The organism is Kocuria sp. ZOR0020, from assembly GCF_000800955.1.
Taxonomy (GTDB): domain Bacteria; phylum Actinomycetota; class Actinomycetes; order Actinomycetales; family Micrococcaceae; genus Kocuria; species Kocuria subflava.
The window spans coordinates 1-17,296 of sequence record NZ_JROX01000079.1; the positions used below are offsets into that span (position 1 = coordinate 1).

A 17,296-nucleotide genomic window follows, 5' to 3' on the forward strand; every position below is an offset into this window, starting at 1 on the left:
GAGCCATGTCCAAATCGCTGGGCAACGGTGTGGACCTGGGCGAACAGCTGGACGAATTCGGCGTGGACGCCGTGCGCCTCACCATGGTCTTTGCCTCCCCGCCGGAGGACGACGTCGACTGGGCCGATGTCTCCCCGGGCGGAGCCCAGAAGTTCCTGGCCCGCGCATGGCGCCTGGCGCAGGACGTCACCTCGAGCCCGGGCGCAGATGCCGCCACGGGTGCGGTGGATGTGCGGCGGGCGACTCACCGGGCGGTGGCGGACGCGGCGTCGTCGTTGGAGAACCACAAGTTCAATGTGGTGATCGCCAAGACCATGGAGTTGGTCAACGCGCTGCGCAAGGCCATTGACTCCGGTGCCGGTGCAGCGGATTCGGCCGTGCGGGAGGGTGTGGAGGCGGTGGCCATCCTGCTCTCCCTGGTGGCCCCGTATACAGCCGAAGACATGTGGCACACCCTGGGTCACAACGACGCCGTGCTGCGGGCCGGCTGGCCCACCGTGGACGAATCGCTGCTGGTGGATGACACCATCACCGCCGTGGTGCAGATCAAGGGCAAGGTCAAGGACCGCCTGGAGGTGCCCGTGGAGATTTCCGAGGCAGAGTTGCAGGAACGCGCTCTGGCTTCCCAGGTCATCAAGGACCTGATCGGGGACGCCCCCGTGCGCAAGGTGATCGTCCGGGCACCCAAGCTGGTCAACATCGTGATCTGATCTGACACCACTGGTGAAGCCCATGCCCAAGATCGCCGTGGTCACTGATGATGCCGCCGCCCTCCCAGCCCCGTGGCTGGGGCGGGGTGGTGCGGACGGTGCGCGGGCAGGGTTGCAGGTGGTGGGCATGCCGGTCATGGTGGACCACCAGATTTTCGCGCCGTCGCAGGCCTCCGAGGAACCGGACCTGGCGCGATCCCTTCTGGTGGCGCTGGCGGAGGGCCGAAAGGTCACGACGTCGCGGCCCTCGCCTGGGCAGTTCCGCCGGGTGTATCTGCAGTTGCAGGAACAGGGGTATGAGGCCATTGTATCCGTGCACTTGTCCGCGGAACTCTCCGGAACCGTCTCATCTGCCCGGATTGCACGGCGGGGCATCACCATCCCCGTGACGGTGGTGGACACCCGAACGGTGGCCATGGCCCAGGGCTTAGGGGTGCAGGCGGCCTGGAACGCTGCAGCCCATGGGGCGGACATGGCACAGGTGGTGCAGACGGCGCGCACCGCTGCTCAACACCAGGTGTTCTTGTACGTCCCGTCCCTGGAACAGCTCAAACGCGGCGGGCGGTTGGCGCCGTCCGTGGCGCGGGTGGGATCCATGCTGCAGATCAAACCGCTGTTGACGGTGCAGGGCGGACGCCTTGTGGTGGCCGAAACACCGCGAACGGCCGTGAAGGCCAAGGCCCGGTTCCGGGCCCTGGTGGGTTCTGCACTGGAAGCTGCGATCTCAATGGGCAGCGGGTCCGCGGTTGGTTCCCCCGAGCCGGATCTGGTGGTGCACCATCTGGCGGATCCGGATGGTGCCCATGACTTGGTCGGCGATGTGACGGAACAGTACGCACCGGATGCCGTGGCGGAGGTGGTGGAAATCCCGCCCGTGCTGGCCGCACACGTGGGCATTGGAGTTCGGGCGGCCGTGATCCGTCATCCGAACCTACAGCCCTGATGGGTCGGCGGACCTCCGGGTCCCCGGGCGTGAATCCTCCACACCCTCCTTTCTGGTCCCGGTCACTGGGCTGACCCTCCACAGTTCGACGGTGCTAGTGGTGGAGGCAAGCCAGCGGTGATGTGGTGGGTCCATGAGCCCTGTGAACCACCGAGGTCGCCGTCGATTGGATCCTGAGGCCCCGGTGGAGCGACTCCGAGGCCTGTTGGCCAACGACGCCGCGGACCAGGATCAGCAGGAGGGCCAGGAGGACCCCGAGCCGGTGGCGGCAGATCAGAAGACCACGGCATGGACCCCGCCGGTGCGGTGGAAAGTCCCGTGGGCGGCGGTCCTCGTGGCATCGGTGGCACTTCTGGCCGTGGGGTTGAGCCTGATGTGGCCGGATCACGACGACTCTGAAGCCGTGGAGGTCTCTGCGGCCATCGGGACTGAGCCTGCGGGCAGCCTCTCGCCTGCGGCCTCCTCTGGTGCCACGGAAAGTGCTGGCGGGCCCACCGATGCCGGCACAGGGACAGTTTTGGTTCATGTGGTGGGGGAGGTTCGCAGCCCCGGTGTGGTGGAAATCCCGGCCGGCGGCCGTGTCCAAGATGCCGTGGAGGCGGCCGGTGGACTGACCAGTCAAGCAGTGGTCACTCATGTGAACCTGGCAGCACCGGCCACAGACGGTGTGCAGATCTCCATCCCGGATGCCGAGGGTGACCGCCAGCTGGCGAACAACCCGGTGGAGGTTGGCCCCTCAGCGGCACCTGAGCCGGCATCGTCCTCCAGCGCCTCAACTGCAGCGGGATCCAGTGGTGCGCTGGTGAATCTGAACACCGCCACTGCTGCAGAGCTGGAAACCCTGCCGCGGGTGGGGCCGGTCATGGCGCAACGGATCATTGAGCACCGGGACCAGGTGGGAGGGTTCCGCAGCGTGGAGGAACTGGATGACGTCACCGGGATAGGACCGGCTATGCTCTCAGCCCTGACCCCGTTGGTGACCGTGTGAACTCGGCGGAGCATCACCTGGCGGCGCCGCGCCCCACGGTGGACGTGCGGCTGGTCCCGGCCGCCGCGACGGCGTGGGGCACAGCCCTGGTGCTCACGGGTCAGAACTCGTGGGTGGATGTTTCCTCCGGCTGGTTGACTGTGGTGGGTTTTGTCCTCGGCATGGGGTCGGCAGGGGGTCTTTCGGCACTGGGACTGGCCTGGATTGCCAGTGGGGGCAAGCCAGGCAAACTGGTGTTACCCGACGCATCAGGGGGACTGCATCGTTTATCTGGTCGGATGCAGGCGATTACTGTCCGGTGGCGCATGGTGGCCGCCGGGGCTCTGCTGTGCCTGATGGTCTCAGGGGCCGTGACGGCCACAGCACTCCAGCAAGAGGTGGGGGTGGACCGAGCCCTGTCCGATCTCAAGGAATCCCAGTCGTCGGGGGCCGGTCAGGAGAGCTCCCCGGCGCAGGGCACTGGAACAAATGGTGTCCACCGCGTGCGAATGCAGGTGGTGGACCGCCCGTTGGCGTGGTCGGCAGCTTCCACAGGGGGCAGCTCTGGTAGCGATGACTCGAGCTCACGCACCTGGGGACAGGATTCCGGGGAGGCAAGCGGCGGCGTCGTGATTGCGGTGCAACTGGAGAACGGTCAGGGGGCAACGGTCTTCGCGGGGGATTCCCGGTGGCGATCCGTGCGGTCCGGGGACATGGTGGAGGCTGTGGTCACGGTCCCGCCCTCGGCCGCCCGTGACCTTCAGCTGCGAACTTCCGGCGCCCCGAAGACGGTGGGCACGGTGGAGCGTGGTGCGTTCATCGGCTGGTTGGACCAGTCCAAACGTCGGTTCCTGGCTGGAGCCACCACACTGGGCCCGGAGGCCGTGAGCCTTCTGCCGGGCATGACCTACGGGGATCGGGCAGCCTTTGATCCCGAGCTCGAGCAGGCCATGAAAGACACCGGACTGACCCATCTCACGGCCGTCTCCGGATCGAACTGCGCTCTGGTCATGGTTCTGGCGGGTCACCTTGTGCTGGGATTCGGGGCGCGGCGTCGTACGTGCATTGTGGCCGGGCTGGCGGCCCTGGGCTCCTTTGTGCTGCTGGTGGGTCCCGATGCCTCCGTGGTGCGGGCAGCGGTCATGGGCACCGTGGCTGCGGTGGGAATCCTGGCCGGACGTGGTGGTACGTCCCTGGCCGCGCTGAGTGTGGCGGTGTGCGGGCTGCTCGTGGTGGATCCGGCCTGGGGACGGGACTTCGGTTTTGCTCTGTCCGTGTGCGCCACGGCCGGAATCATTGTGACCGGGCGTCCGCTGATCAGGATCTTGACCCAGCACTTTCCGGCGGTGGTGGCCACGGCCATTGCCATTCCCGTGGTGGCCCAATTGTGGTGTGCTGCCGTGCTCACCCTTCTGACGCCTGCGGTTCCGGTGTTCTCCGTGGTGGCCAATGCGGTGGTGGCCCCGGTGGTGCCGGTGGTCACCGTGCTGGGATTGTTGGCGCTGCTGGCCTTCGGCCAACCGTGGGCACTGGGGCACTCCGTGGGGCAGGGATTGCTGACGGTGGGGGACCTGCCGGCTGGATTCGTGGCGGTCACTGCCAGATTCTTTGCCGGATTGCCCGGTGCGGTGGTGCCGTGGTGGCAGCCGCCCCTGGGCCCTGTGGTCATGGCCTGCATGTGCCTGGTGTTGATCGTTCTGGTCCATCGGTGGGACGCCGCCATCTCCCGCAGGCACGTGTCGGGCCGGGTTGACCCGTCGCACCCGGGCCCGCCCGTCTCCGAGCAGCAATGGAGAGCACTGACCCGTACCCGACGCCGGTGGAGGTGGATCTCCTGGAGCATCACACTGAGTGCCGTGGCCGTCCTGGTGCTCGGGTGGTTGATCAAACCGGCGGTGCCAACCGACTGGATGGCCGTCATGTGCGACGTTGGGCAGGGGGATGCCATGTTGCTCCGTTCCGCCTCCGGAGGGGAAACGGCCACGGTGCTGATCGACTCAGGACCGGACCCCGGTGCGTTACGGCGCTGTCTGCGCACGGCTCAGGTGGATCAGCTGGACCTGCTGGTTCTGACCCACGACCATGCCGATCACGTGGCCGGAGCGGCTGGTTTGGACCAAATGGTCGGCATCCAACAGGTGTGGTGGTCCTCCGGCACCGGCAGACCGCCCCAAGAAATCACCGGGTGGTCCGTGGCCGTCCAACAACCTGCCGTGGGTCAGGTGTGGGAGCACAACGGATTGCGGTTGCAGGTCCTGGGTCCATCTGGAGACCCGGCACCGTCCGTGGATTCCTCGGGGGAGAACAACGCCTCCCTGGCCATTCGGGCCACCATCCAGGGGGATCAGGATCAACCAGGCGTTGCGGTGTTTGCCGCAGGTGACATGGAGGAGGACGGCGCCACACGGTTGATCCGTGACCACGGACACCAGGCGGGTGGTCCGTTGGATGTGGACGTCTTGAAGGTTTCGCACCACGGAGCTCGCAACGGCGGCACCAGGATCGTGGATGCCACCACTCCCAGCTTGGCTCTGATCTCCGTGGGGGAGAACAACGACTACGGTCACCCGCACCCCGACATCACCACCCATGTGGCAGGAATCGGGGCCGTGATGGCGCGAACCGACGACATGGGCACCGTGGGGCTCTACATCAATCCGGACGGCACCACCCTGGATGTCAGGCCCCTCCCATGACCCGCCTGACTCAGTGCACCGTGCGTTGTGGTGTCCGTGGCATGTGGGATTCTTGATCCATGCCACCCCGTAAACGAGCCCAGCAGGCAGCCACCGGACCCAGCTGGCGGGAGATCGAACCCGCTCCGTTGATCTTGCTGACCGGCAAGGAGGACTACCTGGCGGCACGCGCAGTGGACCGTGTGCGCGCGGCCGTGAAGGAAACCAACGGGGGAGTCGAGTTCACCCGAGTGGATGCCTCCACCTACGGCCCGGGTCAACTCTCCGTGTTGGCCAGCCCCTCCCTCTTTGACGATGCAAAAGTCATCCTGATCGAGGACCTGGCGCAGATGAACGATGACCTCCTCGCAGATGCGTTGGCCTATGCGCAGGCACCGGACCCGGAGGTCGTCGTCGTGATGGCGCACAGTGGTGGTATGCGCGGGAAGAAGCTGCTGGATGCCCTGAAGGCCACGGCAGTGGTGGTTGAGTGCGCGCCGCTGAAGAACGACCGCGACAAAGTGGACTTTGTCCGCCACGAGTTCCGGGTACACGGACGCACCATTGATCCCGACGCCGCTCGCGCACTGACAGAAGCGGTGGGATCATCCACCTCTGAACTGGCCTCAGCCTGTGCGCAGTTGCTCTCCGACGGACCGGAGCATGTGACCTATGACGAGGTGGAGACCTATTACGGCGGACGGGTGGAGGCCACGGCCTTCAAGGTGGCGGATGCAGCCCTGGCCGGGCGGTCAGAGGTGGCGCTGAAACTGTGGCGTCAGGCATTGGACACCGGTACGGATCCTGTTCCCATGGTGGCCGCGCTGGCCTCCAAGGTGCGCCTGGTGGCGGCTGTTCACGGTGTACGTGGATCAGCTCAACAGTTGGCCGGCAAGGTGGGTGCAGCCCCGTGGCAGGTGGAACGCGCCCAACAAGAGACTCGCAGATTCGAACAGTCAGATCTGGTGGCGGCGCTGCGCGCCCTGGCGGATGCTGATGCGCAAGTCAAAGGGGAGGCAAGGGACGCCGCCTACGCCGTGGAACGAGCCATCACCACCATTGCACTCTCCGGCAGGCACGCAGTGTGAGCGATTGGCCCTGAACACGGGGAAAGCCCCGCACCGTGATCACGGTGCGGGGCTTTCGCCACACGCTACGGGTGGTGAAACCCAGAAACGCAGTGAGCCTCAGGCCATGCCGTTGACGCGGGCTGCCAGGCCGGACTTCTTGTTGGCGGCGTTGTTCTTGTGCAGAACACCCTTGGAGACGGCCTTGTCGTACTTGCGGGAAACCTCGCGCAGTGCGGTGGCGGCAGCGTCCTTGTCGCCGGCCTCAATGGCGGTGTCCAAGCGACGCACGTAGGTCTTCAGCTCGGACTTGTATGCGTTGTTGCGCAGACGAGCCTTCTCGTTGGTCAGAATGCGCTTCTTCTGGGACTTGATGTTTGCCACAGATAACTCCTTTGAGTGAGCGGTGATCGGTCAGTGAGGGCAAACGGACGGTGTCACCGACTGAGACGTGAGAGTGGGGATGCTCGCTTGGCGTCCTGTCCGCAGTGCCCGGCGATCAGCGCGGACACACAGCGAAGAACTCTAGCAGAATCAGCCCCTCCCGTGGGGTCAACGTGACTGGAGTCCGTGGATCACGGTGTTGAATCGGTCACGCCCCAGCACCGCGCCGTCGCGCCGGATGTCTGCTTCCAGCACCTGGATGATGCGATCAACGCGCACCTCTGACGGGCGCCCCTGCCGGTCCCAGTCACCCGTGCCGATGTCCACGTAGTCATCATCCCGGGTGCGGTTGTTGTTGTGGTCCTTGGAGGTCAGCATCAACGCCAACAGGTACTGCCCGTTGCGCCCCACAATCAGGACGGGACGGTCCTTTCCGCGCGAGTGGTCCTCCTGATACGGCACCCAGGTCCACACGATCTCACCGGGATCGGCCTTGCCATCCGGGTGGGGATCGTATTCAGAGCGCACAGGACCTCGGTAGTCACCCGGGTACGGCTGGGAGAGCTGCCCACCGGAGTGGCTGGTGCGCGCCGGGCCGTTGGAGGCCATCGTGGAGGTGGCCGGAGTCTGCCCGCCGCCACGGTTCTGGGACGACGACGCCCGGTCCTGTTGGCGCTTGATCTGCCGGTAGGCGGAGAAGGCCACTCGCACCAGGCGGGAGAGATTCACGTTCATGGGAGCCATTGAACCATCACCGGCGTGCAAGGCCCGGTGTCCATTTATGATCAGGGCATGAATCCCTCGCATGAGCACCACGTGACGCCGCCTGCCGGTGGTGAGCAGCTTCCATCCGGTCTGCACCGTGAACTCATGCTCTCCCTGCAGGACTTCACCACTGAGTCATCACGCTATGCAGACAGCGTGCGGCGTGCCTACGGGCTCGGTCACTCCGATGTCCACGCGTTGTCCGAGGTCATGGCAGGTCAACGTCATGGTTCTTTACTACGAGCGGGAGACATCGCCCGGCGCCTGGTGATCTCGGCATCTGCTGCCACCGCGGTGATAGACCGTCTGGTCAAGAGGGGCCATCTGGTTCGCCAGCAGGATGCCCGGGATCGCCGAGAAGTGGTGCTGAAAGCCACCCCCACGGCGGCGGCCACAGGCAAGGCCATGTTCTCCGCCCTGGAGCAGGAACTGGGGGCAGAGTTGGCCACGTGGTCAGAGGCGGAAATTTCCGTGCTGCGTCGTCGTATGCCTCAACTCACCGAGGCCGTCCGGCGAGCACAAGACGTCACGCCGCCACCCCCTGACACCGCATGACGTGTTTATTTCGAATCTCGAAGCAGTGTGATGAAATAGGACAGTGACCTCCCCAGATCGCCCGCAGCCTGCTGCCCAGGCCGGGAAAACGCCGTCCTTCAAGGATCCCGCCCTGGCACGTCTGCAGCACAACGGCGCGGATCAGGTGCTGGCCAAGTTCCTGGAGCATTCCACGCGCCGCGCAGCTGAGATTTCGCCCGGGTTCGCCCAACTGTGGACCGAGATCGAACGCTTGAGCACCGGCGGCAAGAGGTTTCGTCCGGCGTTGGTGGCACTGGCGGCCAACGCCTATGGGGACACTGCGCAGTGCTCAGTCACCGATCGCATGATCGCCACGGTGGGGGCTGCGTTTGAGCTGCTGCACAGTGCCTTGATCATTCACGACGACGTCATTGACCGGGACATCAGCCGCCGCCACGGACCCACGCTCCATGCTGCTGCCCAACAGCGTGCTGAGGCTCAGGGAATTGATCACAAACGGGCGGCCCACTACGGCCACAGCGTGGGGATCATTGCCGGAGACCTGGCATTGAGCGGGGCACACCACTTGGTACACACCGCCGGCCTGTCACCGGAGCACGCCTGGCGGGTCCTGGAACTGGTGGATCACGCCGTGTTCGCCTCGGCTGCCGGTGAGCTCATGGACATCGACCACGCATTGCCTGCCGCCAACCCCACACCGGCCGCCGTCGTTGAAGCCACTCGGCTCAAGACCTCCGTCTACTCGTTCGAGGCACCGTTGCAGGCGGGTGCCGTTCTGGCCGGGGCGCCCCAAGAACACATCCAGGTACTGGGTGAGATCGGAGTCAAGCTGGGCCTGGCCTTCCAACTGGCCGATGACTTGTTGGGTGTTTTCGGCAGTGATCGGGACACCGGCAAGTCCACTGACGGGGATCTGCGCGAGGGCAAACACACGCTGCTGATCGCAGAGGCAAGGACGCGGGATGGCGGTGCAGAAGTGCTCACCCTCCTGGCGCAGACGGAGTTGACGGCCAGGGACGCAGACCGAGTGCGGCAGGTGCTCACGGACTGCGGTGCACGACAAGCGGTGGAAGAACAAGCGGCACAAGCAGCTCGTGAAGCTGTTGCCCTGGCGGAAAGCGCTGAGCTGCCTCCCGCTCTGGTGCAGCAGTTGCGGGACGTCGCACGAGACGCCGTGGAGAGGATCCGATGAACTCGTCACCGTCAGATCCCGTGACACCGCCTCCGCCTGGTCCTGGGCCCGCGTCCCCGTCAGGTCCGGTCACGCCGTCATCGGCAGATCGTGCTACTGCATTGCGTTACCACCGCACCGCGCAGGCTGCTGCAGCGGCCGTGATCAATCGGTATTCGACGTCGTTCGGGCTGGCGTGTCGCGTGCTGGGGCCCAGTGTGCGCACGCATGTGAGGTCTGTTTACGCCTTGGTGCGGGTGGCCGACGAAATTGTGGACGGAGCCAGCGCCGGGGCCGGAGTGAGCGCGCACGATGCACGGGAGCTGCTGGATGGACTGGAAGCCGAGACCCTAGAGGTATTGGAGCGTGGCTTCTCCACCAACTTGGTGGTGCACGCCTTTGGATTGGCTGCCGATTACGGGGGAATCGCCGCGGATCTGATCACCCCGTTCTTTGCCTCCATGCGGGCGGACCTGGGCGTTGATACCCATTCCACGGAATCGTTGGAAGACTACGTCTACGGCTCCGCTGAGGTGGTGGGGTTGATGTGCCTGCGTCTGTTCCTGGCAGAACACCCGGTCTCCTGTCAGCAGGAGGCTGCCTTGGTCTCCGGGGCTCGGCGCCTAGGCGCAGCCTTCCAGAAGGTCAACTTCCTGCGTGATCTCTCCGAGGACTACAACAGTCTGGGCCGCGTGTATCTGCCCGGTGCCGATCCGAGGGCCTTGACGGAAGCCACCAAGCACGAGTTCCTGGACGAGATCGACGCCGACCTGGCTGCTGCTCGTGCTGTGATCGATGACCTCCCCGCCAATGGGCGTACTGCGGTGCTGATTGCCCATGACTTGTTCGCCGAGTTGTCCGTGCGGCTGCGCAAGACACCGGCCGCTCAGCTGCTGACCACTCGAATCCGGGTCCCGGATGCCAGGAAGATGATGTTGACCACCAAGGCTGTGGCCTCCGCCAACCGAGGCCGGGCCACCGGAAGGAGACTGCAGGCATGACACACGACGTGGTGGTGATCGGAGCGGGGATCACCGGACTGGCAACAGCGGCTCTTCTGGCCAAGGACGGACACCGGGTCACGGTGTTGGAACGTGGCCGGCGGGTCGGGGGTCGGGTGGGGCTCTACCAGCGCGACGGTTTCACCTTTGACACAGGGCCTTCCTGGTATCTGATGCCGGAGGTCTTTGACCACTTCTTCCGGCTCATGGGTACCTCAGCCGCGCAGGAATTGGACTTGGAACGGCTTGACCCCGCCTATCGGGTGTTCGGCCAGGACTATGCCGAGCCCCTGGATATCCGCTCCGATCTGGAAGACACCGTGCGGGTGTTTGAGGGCGTGGAACCCGGTGCCGGTCAACGAATCCGTGACTACGTGGCCTCCGCCGATCTGACCTATCAGCTGGCCGTACGGCACTTTCTCTACACGTCCTTCGGCTCACCCAAGGCATTCGCTCGGCTGCTGCACCCACAGGTAATGCGCAACATCCCGCGGTTGGGACGCCATCTGTTGGGCTCCCTTCACAACCTGACTCACCGCACGGTCACGGACACCCGGCTGCGTCAGATCCTGGGGTATCCGGCCGTCTTCCTGGCCTCCCGCCCACGCGAGACTCCGTCCATGTATCACCTGATGTCCCGGATGGACCTGGCGGATTCCGTGCAGTACCCGGACGGTGGGTTCTTCACCATCATTGGAGCCGTGGAGCGACTTGCCCGCCAGCACGGGGTCACCATCCGGCTGGACGCGGAGGTTGACCAGATTGTCACCGATCCGGTCTCTGCCGCGTCCCGCCTGGGCCTGGTCAAGCATGGAGTGGGCAAGCATCTTCCGGGCCAGCACACGGCTCGGGTGCGTGGGGTCAGCTGGCGTTCTGCTGACGGAGCCCAACATTTCCAGGCAGCGGATCGAGTGGTCTCCGCAGGGGACCTGCATCACCTGGAGACTCGCATGGTGGAACCGCACCTGCAGACTTACCCGCAGAAGCGGTGGGACCGTCAGCAGACCGGTCCAGGTGCGGTGCTGGTGTTGCTGGGCGTCCAGGGGGATCTGCCGGAACTGACTCACCACAATCTGTTCTTCACCCGGGACTGGGACACCAACTTCTCCGCGATCTTTGACCAACCCACCCGGGTGCCGGATCCGGCGTCGATCTACGTGTGCAAGCCCTCCGCAACAGATGCCTCCGTGGCGCCGGAGGGCCACGAAAACCTGTTCGTGCTGGTTCCCGTACCCGCGGATGTCAGCATTGGCCACGGCAACGACGACGGCGCCGGGTCCCCCCAGGTGGAAGCTGTGGCCGACCGCGTGATCGAACAGATCGGCCAATGGGCGGGGGTGGCGGATCTGTCGGAGAGGGTGGTGGTGCGGCGCACCATCGGCCCAGAGGACTTTGCCAAGGACTACCACGCCTGGCTTGGCAATGTGCTGGGCCCGGCCCACACCTTGCGGCAGTCCGCGTTCCTGCGTGGGCGGATGCGCAGCCGCCACATCGAGGGGTTGCACTACTGCGGGTCCACCACGATTCCGGGGATCGGTCTGCCCATGTGCCTGATCAGTGCGGAGAACGTGCTCAAGGACTTCAGGGGGGACACCTCCACAGGGCCCCTGCCGGAGCCGACCGTTTGAGTTGGATGAACTTTGCGCACCTGGGCTTCCTGCTGTTCAGCTTGGCCGGGATGATCATTCTGGACGCCCGGCACAAGCTGTTCTTCTTCCACGCACCGCTGCGGGCCGCGGTTGTCACGGTCACCGGTGTGGCGTTCTTCCTGCTGTGGGACATTGCCGGCATTGTGCACGGAATCTTCCTGCACGGCGCCTCCGACCTGGACACAGGGATCCTCTTGGGGCCGGAGATGCCACTGGAGGAAGTCGTGTTCCTGACATTCCTGTGCTACCTGACCATGAACTTGGTGGCACTGGTGGAACGACTCTTGGAGTGGTTGCAGAACCGGCCAGAGCGGCAGTCGGTACCTACTGCGCGGTCCGACTCGGACCGGTCTGCCAACGCGGGCGGTGATGTGTCGTGACGTATTGGGAACTGATTGTCATCTTCTGTGCTCTGGCGGCCCTGCCCCTGGCGCTTCTGGTGGGCTCCGGGACGCGCCACGGCAAGCGAAAGGTGACCACGGTCGTCGTCGTTCTGGCGATCCTTGTGGTGCTCACGGTGATCTTTGACTCCCTGATCATTGCAGCGGGGTTCGTGGAGTACGGCGAGGCCACGCTGAGCGGGATCATGTTGTGGAAGGCTCCGATCGAGGACCTGTCCTACGTGGTGGCCGGTGCCTTGTTGCTGCCGGCCCTGTGGTGGGCGCTGCGGCGTCCGGGGCACGTGTGGGGCCAGGTCACCACGTGGTTCGCCACCAGCAGGCCCATCTCCTGGGTGAACACGGCCTACCCGTTTGCGGCTGCCTACTTTCTGGCCACGGGGCGCGTGGACGACGTCCTGGTGATCGGCACGTTGTTCTTCCTGATCCCGTACAACCTGATGATGTACGGGATCAACGATGTCTTCGACTACGAATCCGACCTCCGCAATCCTCGCAAGGGTGGGGTGGAGGGTGCCCTCGTTGACCGGTCACAGCACCGGGGGATCCTGGTGGCATCGGTGCTCATCAGCCTGCCGTTCGTGCTGTACCTGCTGATTTCGGGCGATCTGGCGGCCGGGATCGTCATGGCAGTGAGCCTGTTTGCCGTGGTGGCCTACAGCCTCGAGGGCTTGAGGTTCAAGGAGATCCCCTTCCTGGACTCGGCCACCTCCGCCACGCACTTTGTCTCGCCCATGGTTTACGGCCTGGTGATCGCGGGAGTGCCGTGGAGCTGGAGCATGATGGCGGTGACCTGTGCGTTCTTCCTGTGGGGCATGGCCTCCCAGGCGTTCGGCGCCGTTCAGGACGTCGAGGCGGACCGAGCCGGTGGCCTCTCCTCGATCGCCACGGTCCTGGGTGCGCGCAGCACCGTGTGGGTGGCTGCCGGGATGTATTTGGCGGCTGGCATCCTGCTGCTGTTCACCGCCTGGCCCACACCGGTGGCTGCGCTGTTCGTGTTGCCCTATGTGGCCAACCTGGTGCCGTTCCTGCGCATCCACGACGCCGCCTGCGAAACCGCCAACCTGGGTTGGAAGCGCTTCTTGTGGATCAACTACGTGGTGGGCTTTGCCGTCACCATGTTGTTGATCTACTCCCGCGTGACCGCTTGACCCCCTGGGCCTTTAGGCCTTTAACCCCCGCGCCCCTGAGCCCGGGCCCCGGGCCCCTCAAACGCCCACCCGCAGCCAAAGCTGCCCGGTACGCGTTGCGCCGTCCTCAACGCATCCGGGACGGGTCAGCAGGGCATCGAGTTCGGTTGAGCCGGCTCGGTGTTCGGTTTCGACCACCGATAGGCACAATTCGTGGCGGAACCGAACATGGAGTGGGCGCAACCGTTCTGAGGGTTCGCGCGGGTTGGTCGATCCTCCGAGCGTGCGCGGGTCGGATCCACGCTGGAGGGCTCAAACCAAGCGCTGGGCGAGCCAGCTCAGCCACGCCTCCGCCCGGCGCGGATCCTGGACGTCACGGGTGACCAGAACTCGCAGATCCCAACCGTCATCGCGGAGCAGGTCCAGGCGGTGCATTTCATCTCCATACGTGTGTCGGTCGGTCGCGTGGACGGCGCCGTTGTACTCGATTCCAACTCGAGCTTCCTCCCATGCGAGGTCAAGATGCACAGTCCGCATCCTTCCGTGATCGTCCACCTGGATGGTCAGGTTCATCGTCGGGGCCGGCAGCTCGGCGCGCCTCACCATCATGCGCACCAACGTTTCCATGGGCGACCACGTCCGCGCCTGAGCCAGCGGCAACAGGTCTCTGATCCGGGTCGAGCCGATCGAACTGACGAGATTGGATTCGAGTACTGCCGCGATCTGCTGCGCAGTACACGGACCGTAGCGTTTGGCCCCGACCCGAACGTGCATGCCCATCAAGTGGTCCAGGCAGGACACGATTCTCCAGTCCGTGAGAAAAGGTGCAGCCCAGACAAGGGCTTCCACCAGATTCACCGTCTGAGAGTCCCAGAGTCCGGTCAGGGCCGCTCCGTCCGAGCCCTTGGTGATCAAGAGGTCCGATCTGTGCTGATGTCCGCGTGTTCCCGAATAGGACAAGTGCGGCCTGCGCAGTTCCTGCTCCAGGTCCTGAGCACGCGGCGCACGGGGCAGCGTGAGACCATCACGTATCCAGACCGGTGTGTGCCCCACAGGCAGGCCGAACATCTGTGCGGACGAAAAGCCTGCCACCCGGAAGTTGGTGCCAAAGTGCTGTTGGGCCAGAGCGGCAGTTTCCACGGAGTTCAGTGGTGCCAGACCCGGGGTGCCTCGAGCCCAGATGCCTCTGAGCACTTCAGCAAATTCGGGCAGTGCGTCCATTTGCCGTTTGCGCAGATTCCAGTGCGCTGTGGTGGCCACAACGGGTCGCGGCTGTCGCTGCGGGTAGTGAAATGTCGGCATGCAGTCACGCTAAACACCCCAGGGGTGCGTACATCAGTTATCCACAGGGTGATCTGAGGGAGAAGTACAGAGGACCTGGCCTGCGGTGACCGGTTCTGCCACCTCTGTGTTCGGTCTCGACCACTCCAGGGACCTTCTACTGGCGAATCCGAACTCCGGCGTGGCGTAACCGTACATGGAGGCGGAACTCAGCAACGGTCCAAGAAGCGACCAGCAGTCAGGCGGGGGAGGAGGGGGACGACGACGCCCGCGGGGTTCCGTCACGGGGGCAGCCACCCGGTGCTCCAGAGAGACCCCGCGCGCATGAGAGACTAAGTGACTGATCCATCCGGGCCGGATGGTGCGGCGTCGTCGTGAAAAGGCGAGGCGAGCCATCCGGGCCCTGGAATTGCTGACCGTCATGAAAGGCCCGCTGTGTCCCCACAGGCCGTTGTCCCGCCGGTGCCCGCGAGCACGGACCCGTCGCTGTTGCGCAGCTTCTGCATCATCGCGCACATCGACCATGGCAAGTCCACCCTGGCTGACCGCATGCTGCAGGCCACCGGTGTGGTGACCCCGCGGGAGATGAAGGCCCAGTACCTGGACCGCATGGACATTGAACGCGAGCGCGGGATCACCATCAAATCTCAGGCCGTGCGCATGCCCTGGGGGATGGGTGGCACGGACTACGCGCTGAACATGATCGACACACCGGGCCACGTGGACTTCACCTACGAGGTTTCGCGCTCGCTGGCCGCGTGCGAGGGTGCGCTGCTGCTGGTGGACGCGGCTCAGGGCATTGAGGCCCAGACGCTGGCCAACCTGTACCTGGCCATGGAGAACGACCTCACCATCATCCCGGTGTTGAACAAGATCGATCTGCCGGCCGCTCAGCCGGAGAAGTACGCGGAGGAACTGGGCAACCTGATCGGTGAGGACCCTGACCGCGTGCTGCGCGTGTCCGGCAAGACCGGTGAGGGCGTTGAAGCACTGTTGGATCGGATTGTGGAGGAAATCCCCGCACCGGTGGGCAATGCCGAGGAAGCCAGCCGCGCCATGATTTTCGACTCCGTCTTTGACACCTACCGTGGCGTGGTCACCTACGTCCGTGTGGTGGACGGGGACCTGAAGCCGCGCGAGCGCATCAAGATGATGTCCACGGGAGCGGAACACGAGTTGTTGGAGATCGGTGTGATCTCCCCGGAGCCCAAGCCCACCAAGGGTCTGGGTGTGGGGGAGGTGGGCTACCTGATCACCGGCGTGAAGGATGTCCGCCAGTCCCGCGTGGGTGACACCGTGACCGCTGCCAACAAGGGGGCCACGGAGGAGCTCGGGGGTTACGAGGACCCCAAGCCCATGGTGTTCTCCGGTCTGTTCCCCATTGACGGTTCCGACTACCCCGCGCTGCGTGACGCACTGGAGAAACTGCAGCTCAACGATGCTGCCCTGGTGTGGGAGCCGGAGACCTCCGCGGCGCTCGGCTTTGGTTTCCGCTGCGGCTTCCTGGGCCTGCTGCACCTGGAAATCACCCGCGAGCGGTTGGAGCGCGAATTCGACCTGGCGTTGATCTCCACGGCACCGTCCGTGTCCTACGACGTCACGTTGGAGGACGGTACGGAGACCGTGGTGACCAACCCCTCGGAGTTCCCGGAAGGCAAGATCAAGGAGATCCGCGAGCCCATGGTCAGCGCCACGGTGCTGGCACCGTCTGAGTTCGTGGGCGCCATCATGGAACTGTGCCAGTCCAAGCGCGGGCAGCTGGGCGGGATGGATTACCTGTCCGAAGACCGCGTGGAACTGCGCTACCGGCTGCCGTTGGCCGAGATCGTGTTGGACTTCTTTGACCAGTTGAAGTCCCGCACCAAGGGATACGCCTCCCTGGACTGGAAGGCCGAAGGCCAAGAGGCTGCCGATCTGGTCAAGGTGGACCTGCTGTTGCAGGGGGAGCGTGTGGATGCGTTCTCCGCCATCACCCACAAGGACAAGGCCTACTCCTACGGTGTGATGATGGCCGGCAAGCTCAAGGACCTGATCCCGCGCCAGCAGTTCGAGGTCCCCATCCAGGCTGCCATTGGGTCAAGGATCATTGCCCGCGAAAACATCCGGGCCATGCGCAAGGACGTGCTCTCCAAGTGTTACGGCGGTGACATCTCCCGTAAGCGCAAACTGCTGGAGAAGCAGAAGGAAGGCAAGAAGCGGATGAAGATGGTGGGTCGTGTGGAGGTGCCGCAGGAGGCCTTTGTGGCCGCACTGTCCTCGGACTCCTCCGGCGAGAAGAAGAAGTAACCTCCCACCACTTCACGGACAGGAGCTGCGCCATGCCCGCTCTTCCCGACGGCGAACCCGCACCCGCCGACGGCCTGCTCCCACCCTCTGCGGTGGCCGGTGCGGCCGAACGCCAGTTCAGCCTCTACGTGCACGTCCCGTTCTGCTCGGTCCGTTGTGGGTACTGCGATTTCAACACGTACACGGCCTTGGAACTGGGGCAGGACGTCTCCCAGGAGGCCTATCACCGGGATGCCGAGCGGGAGATCCGGTTCGCGGATTCGGTTCTGCGCGCAACTGGCGCGCCGCGGCGGGCCTTGAGCACCGTGTTCTTCGGCGGGGGCACGCCCACC

The 17,296-nt window shown here is 64.9% G+C and carries 15 protein-coding genes and 1 pseudogene; 13 read left to right on the plus strand and 3 right to left on the minus strand.

Going from position 1 to position 17,296, the window contains the following annotated elements; genetic code table 11:
- The 5 genes from L979_RS05335 to holA all read left to right on the plus strand — a co-directional run.
- Positions 1-710, plus strand: a 710-nt coding sequence (locus L979_RS05335; RefSeq protein WP_047690157.1) for a class I tRNA ligase family protein, incomplete at its 5' end; no start/stop codon positions are given.
- A gap of 22 nt (positions 711-732) precedes the next feature.
- Positions 733-1,653 (plus strand): DegV family protein, encoded by a 921-nt coding sequence (locus tag L979_RS05340; protein WP_052209533.1) that lies wholly within the window; start codon positions 733-735, stop codon positions 1,651-1,653.
- A 133-nt stretch (positions 1,654-1,786) separates the two neighbouring features.
- A complete protein-coding gene (locus L979_RS05345) occupies positions 1,787-2,641 on the plus strand; it encodes a ComEA family DNA-binding protein (protein ID WP_231559412.1) in 855 nt (284 codons plus the stop codon).
- Positions 2,638-5,316, plus strand: a complete 2,679-nt coding sequence (locus L979_RS05350; protein WP_047690158.1) for a ComEC/Rec2 family competence protein — start codon at positions 2,638-2,640, stop codon at positions 5,314-5,316. The genes L979_RS05345 and L979_RS05350 overlap by 4 nt, the downstream gene beginning before the upstream one ends.
- 59 nt (positions 5,317-5,375) lie before the next feature.
- On the plus strand, positions 5,376-6,383 hold the full coding sequence (gene holA / locus L979_RS05355) for a DNA polymerase III subunit delta (protein ID WP_047690159.1): 1,008 nt from the start codon (positions 5,376-5,378) through the stop codon (positions 6,381-6,383).
- A 99-nt stretch (positions 6,384-6,482) separates the two neighbouring features.
- Here holA and rpsT read toward each other — a convergent pair whose 3' ends face one another.
- Positions 6,483-6,746 carry a 30S ribosomal protein S20 gene (rpsT, locus tag L979_RS05360; protein WP_047690161.1) on the minus strand — a complete coding sequence of 88 codons (264 nt, stop codon included), beginning with the start codon at positions 6,744-6,746 and terminating at the stop codon, positions 6,483-6,485.
- 168 nt (positions 6,747-6,914) lie between these two features.
- Positions 6,915-7,481, minus strand: a complete 567-nt coding sequence (locus L979_RS05365; RefSeq protein WP_047690174.1) for a type II toxin-antitoxin system PemK/MazF family toxin — start codon at positions 7,479-7,481, stop codon at positions 6,915-6,917.
- Between the two features lie 57 nt (positions 7,482-7,538).
- On the opposite strand from L979_RS05365, the gene L979_RS05370 reads away from it, so the two are divergent.
- From L979_RS05370 to L979_RS05395, 6 genes are all read left to right on the plus strand, one after another.
- Positions 7,539-8,066 carry a MarR family winged helix-turn-helix transcriptional regulator gene (locus L979_RS05370; protein ID WP_156125420.1) on the plus strand — a complete coding sequence of 176 codons (528 nt, stop codon included), beginning with the start codon at positions 7,539-7,541 and terminating at the stop codon, positions 8,064-8,066.
- Between the two features lie 43 nt (positions 8,067-8,109).
- Complete coding sequence (locus tag L979_RS05375) at positions 8,110-9,240, plus strand: polyprenyl synthetase family protein (protein ID WP_052209535.1); 1,131 nt, start codon at positions 8,110-8,112, stop codon at positions 9,238-9,240.
- Positions 9,241-9,341: 101 nt separating this feature from the next.
- The gene (locus L979_RS16225) at positions 9,342-10,220 is read left to right on the plus strand and encodes a squalene/phytoene synthase family protein (RefSeq protein ID WP_052209536.1); all 879 of its coding nucleotides are present in this window, start codon (positions 9,342-9,344) and stop codon (positions 10,218-10,220) included.
- Positions 10,217-11,848, plus strand: a complete 1,632-nt coding sequence (gene crtI / locus L979_RS16230; RefSeq protein WP_047690163.1) for a phytoene desaturase family protein — start codon at positions 10,217-10,219, stop codon at positions 11,846-11,848. Before L979_RS16225 ends, crtI begins: the two co-directional genes overlap by 4 nt.
- A gap of 5 nt (positions 11,849-11,853) precedes the next feature.
- A complete protein-coding gene (locus tag L979_RS05390) occupies positions 11,854-12,249 on the plus strand; it encodes a lycopene cyclase domain-containing protein (RefSeq protein WP_047690164.1) in 396 nt (131 codons plus the stop codon).
- Positions 12,246-13,418 (plus strand): prenyltransferase, encoded by a 1,173-nt coding sequence (locus L979_RS05395; RefSeq protein WP_047690165.1) that lies wholly within the window; start codon positions 12,246-12,248, stop codon positions 13,416-13,418. Before L979_RS05390 ends, L979_RS05395 begins: the two co-directional genes overlap by 4 nt.
- Positions 13,419-13,709: 291 nt before the next feature.
- Here the strand turns inward: L979_RS05395 and L979_RS05400 are convergent, their stop codons facing one another.
- Positions 13,710-14,699 (minus strand): hypothetical protein, encoded by a 990-nt coding sequence (locus tag L979_RS05400; RefSeq protein ID WP_156125422.1) that lies wholly within the window; start codon positions 14,697-14,699, stop codon positions 13,710-13,712.
- A gap of 414 nt (positions 14,700-15,113) precedes the next feature.
- Here L979_RS05400 and lepA point away from each other — a divergent pair, with 414 nt between their 5' ends.
- Entirely contained in the window at positions 15,114-16,964 is a 1,851-nt protein-coding gene (gene lepA, locus L979_RS05405) for a translation elongation factor 4 (RefSeq protein ID WP_047690167.1), read from the plus strand.
- A gap of 32 nt (positions 16,965-16,996) precedes the next feature.
- Positions 16,997-17,296: pseudogene (locus tag L979_RS05410) on the plus strand (coproporphyrinogen III oxidase); the annotation flags it as partial.

What these genes read in the sequence shown, in the direction of transcription:
- L979_RS05340 (WP_052209533.1), top strand. Translation starts at nt 733, where the DNA reads ATGCCCAAGATCGCCGTGGTCACTGATGATGCCGCCGCCCTCCCAGCC.
- L979_RS05345 (WP_231559412.1), top strand. Translation starts at nt 1,787, where the DNA reads ATGAGCCCTGTGAACCACCGAGGTCGCCGTCGATTGGATCCTGAGGCC.
- holA (WP_047690159.1), top strand. Translation starts at nt 5,376, where the DNA reads ATGCCACCCCGTAAACGAGCCCAGCAGGCAGCCACCGGACCCAGCTGG.
- L979_RS05365 (WP_047690174.1), bottom strand. Translation starts at nt 7,481, where the DNA reads ATGAACGTGAATCTCTCCCGCCTGGTGCGAGTGGCCTTCTCCGCCTAC.
- L979_RS05370 (WP_156125420.1), top strand. Translation starts at nt 7,539, where the DNA reads ATGAATCCCTCGCATGAGCACCACGTGACGCCGCCTGCCGGTGGTGAG.
- crtI (WP_047690163.1), top strand. Translation starts at nt 10,217, where the DNA reads ATGACACACGACGTGGTGGTGATCGGAGCGGGGATCACCGGACTGGCA.
- L979_RS05390 (WP_047690164.1), top strand. Translation starts at nt 11,854, where the DNA reads ATGAACTTTGCGCACCTGGGCTTCCTGCTGTTCAGCTTGGCCGGGATG.
- L979_RS05400 (WP_156125422.1), bottom strand. Translation starts at nt 14,699, where the DNA reads ATGCCGACATTTCACTACCCGCAGCGACAGCCGCGACCCGTTGTGGCC.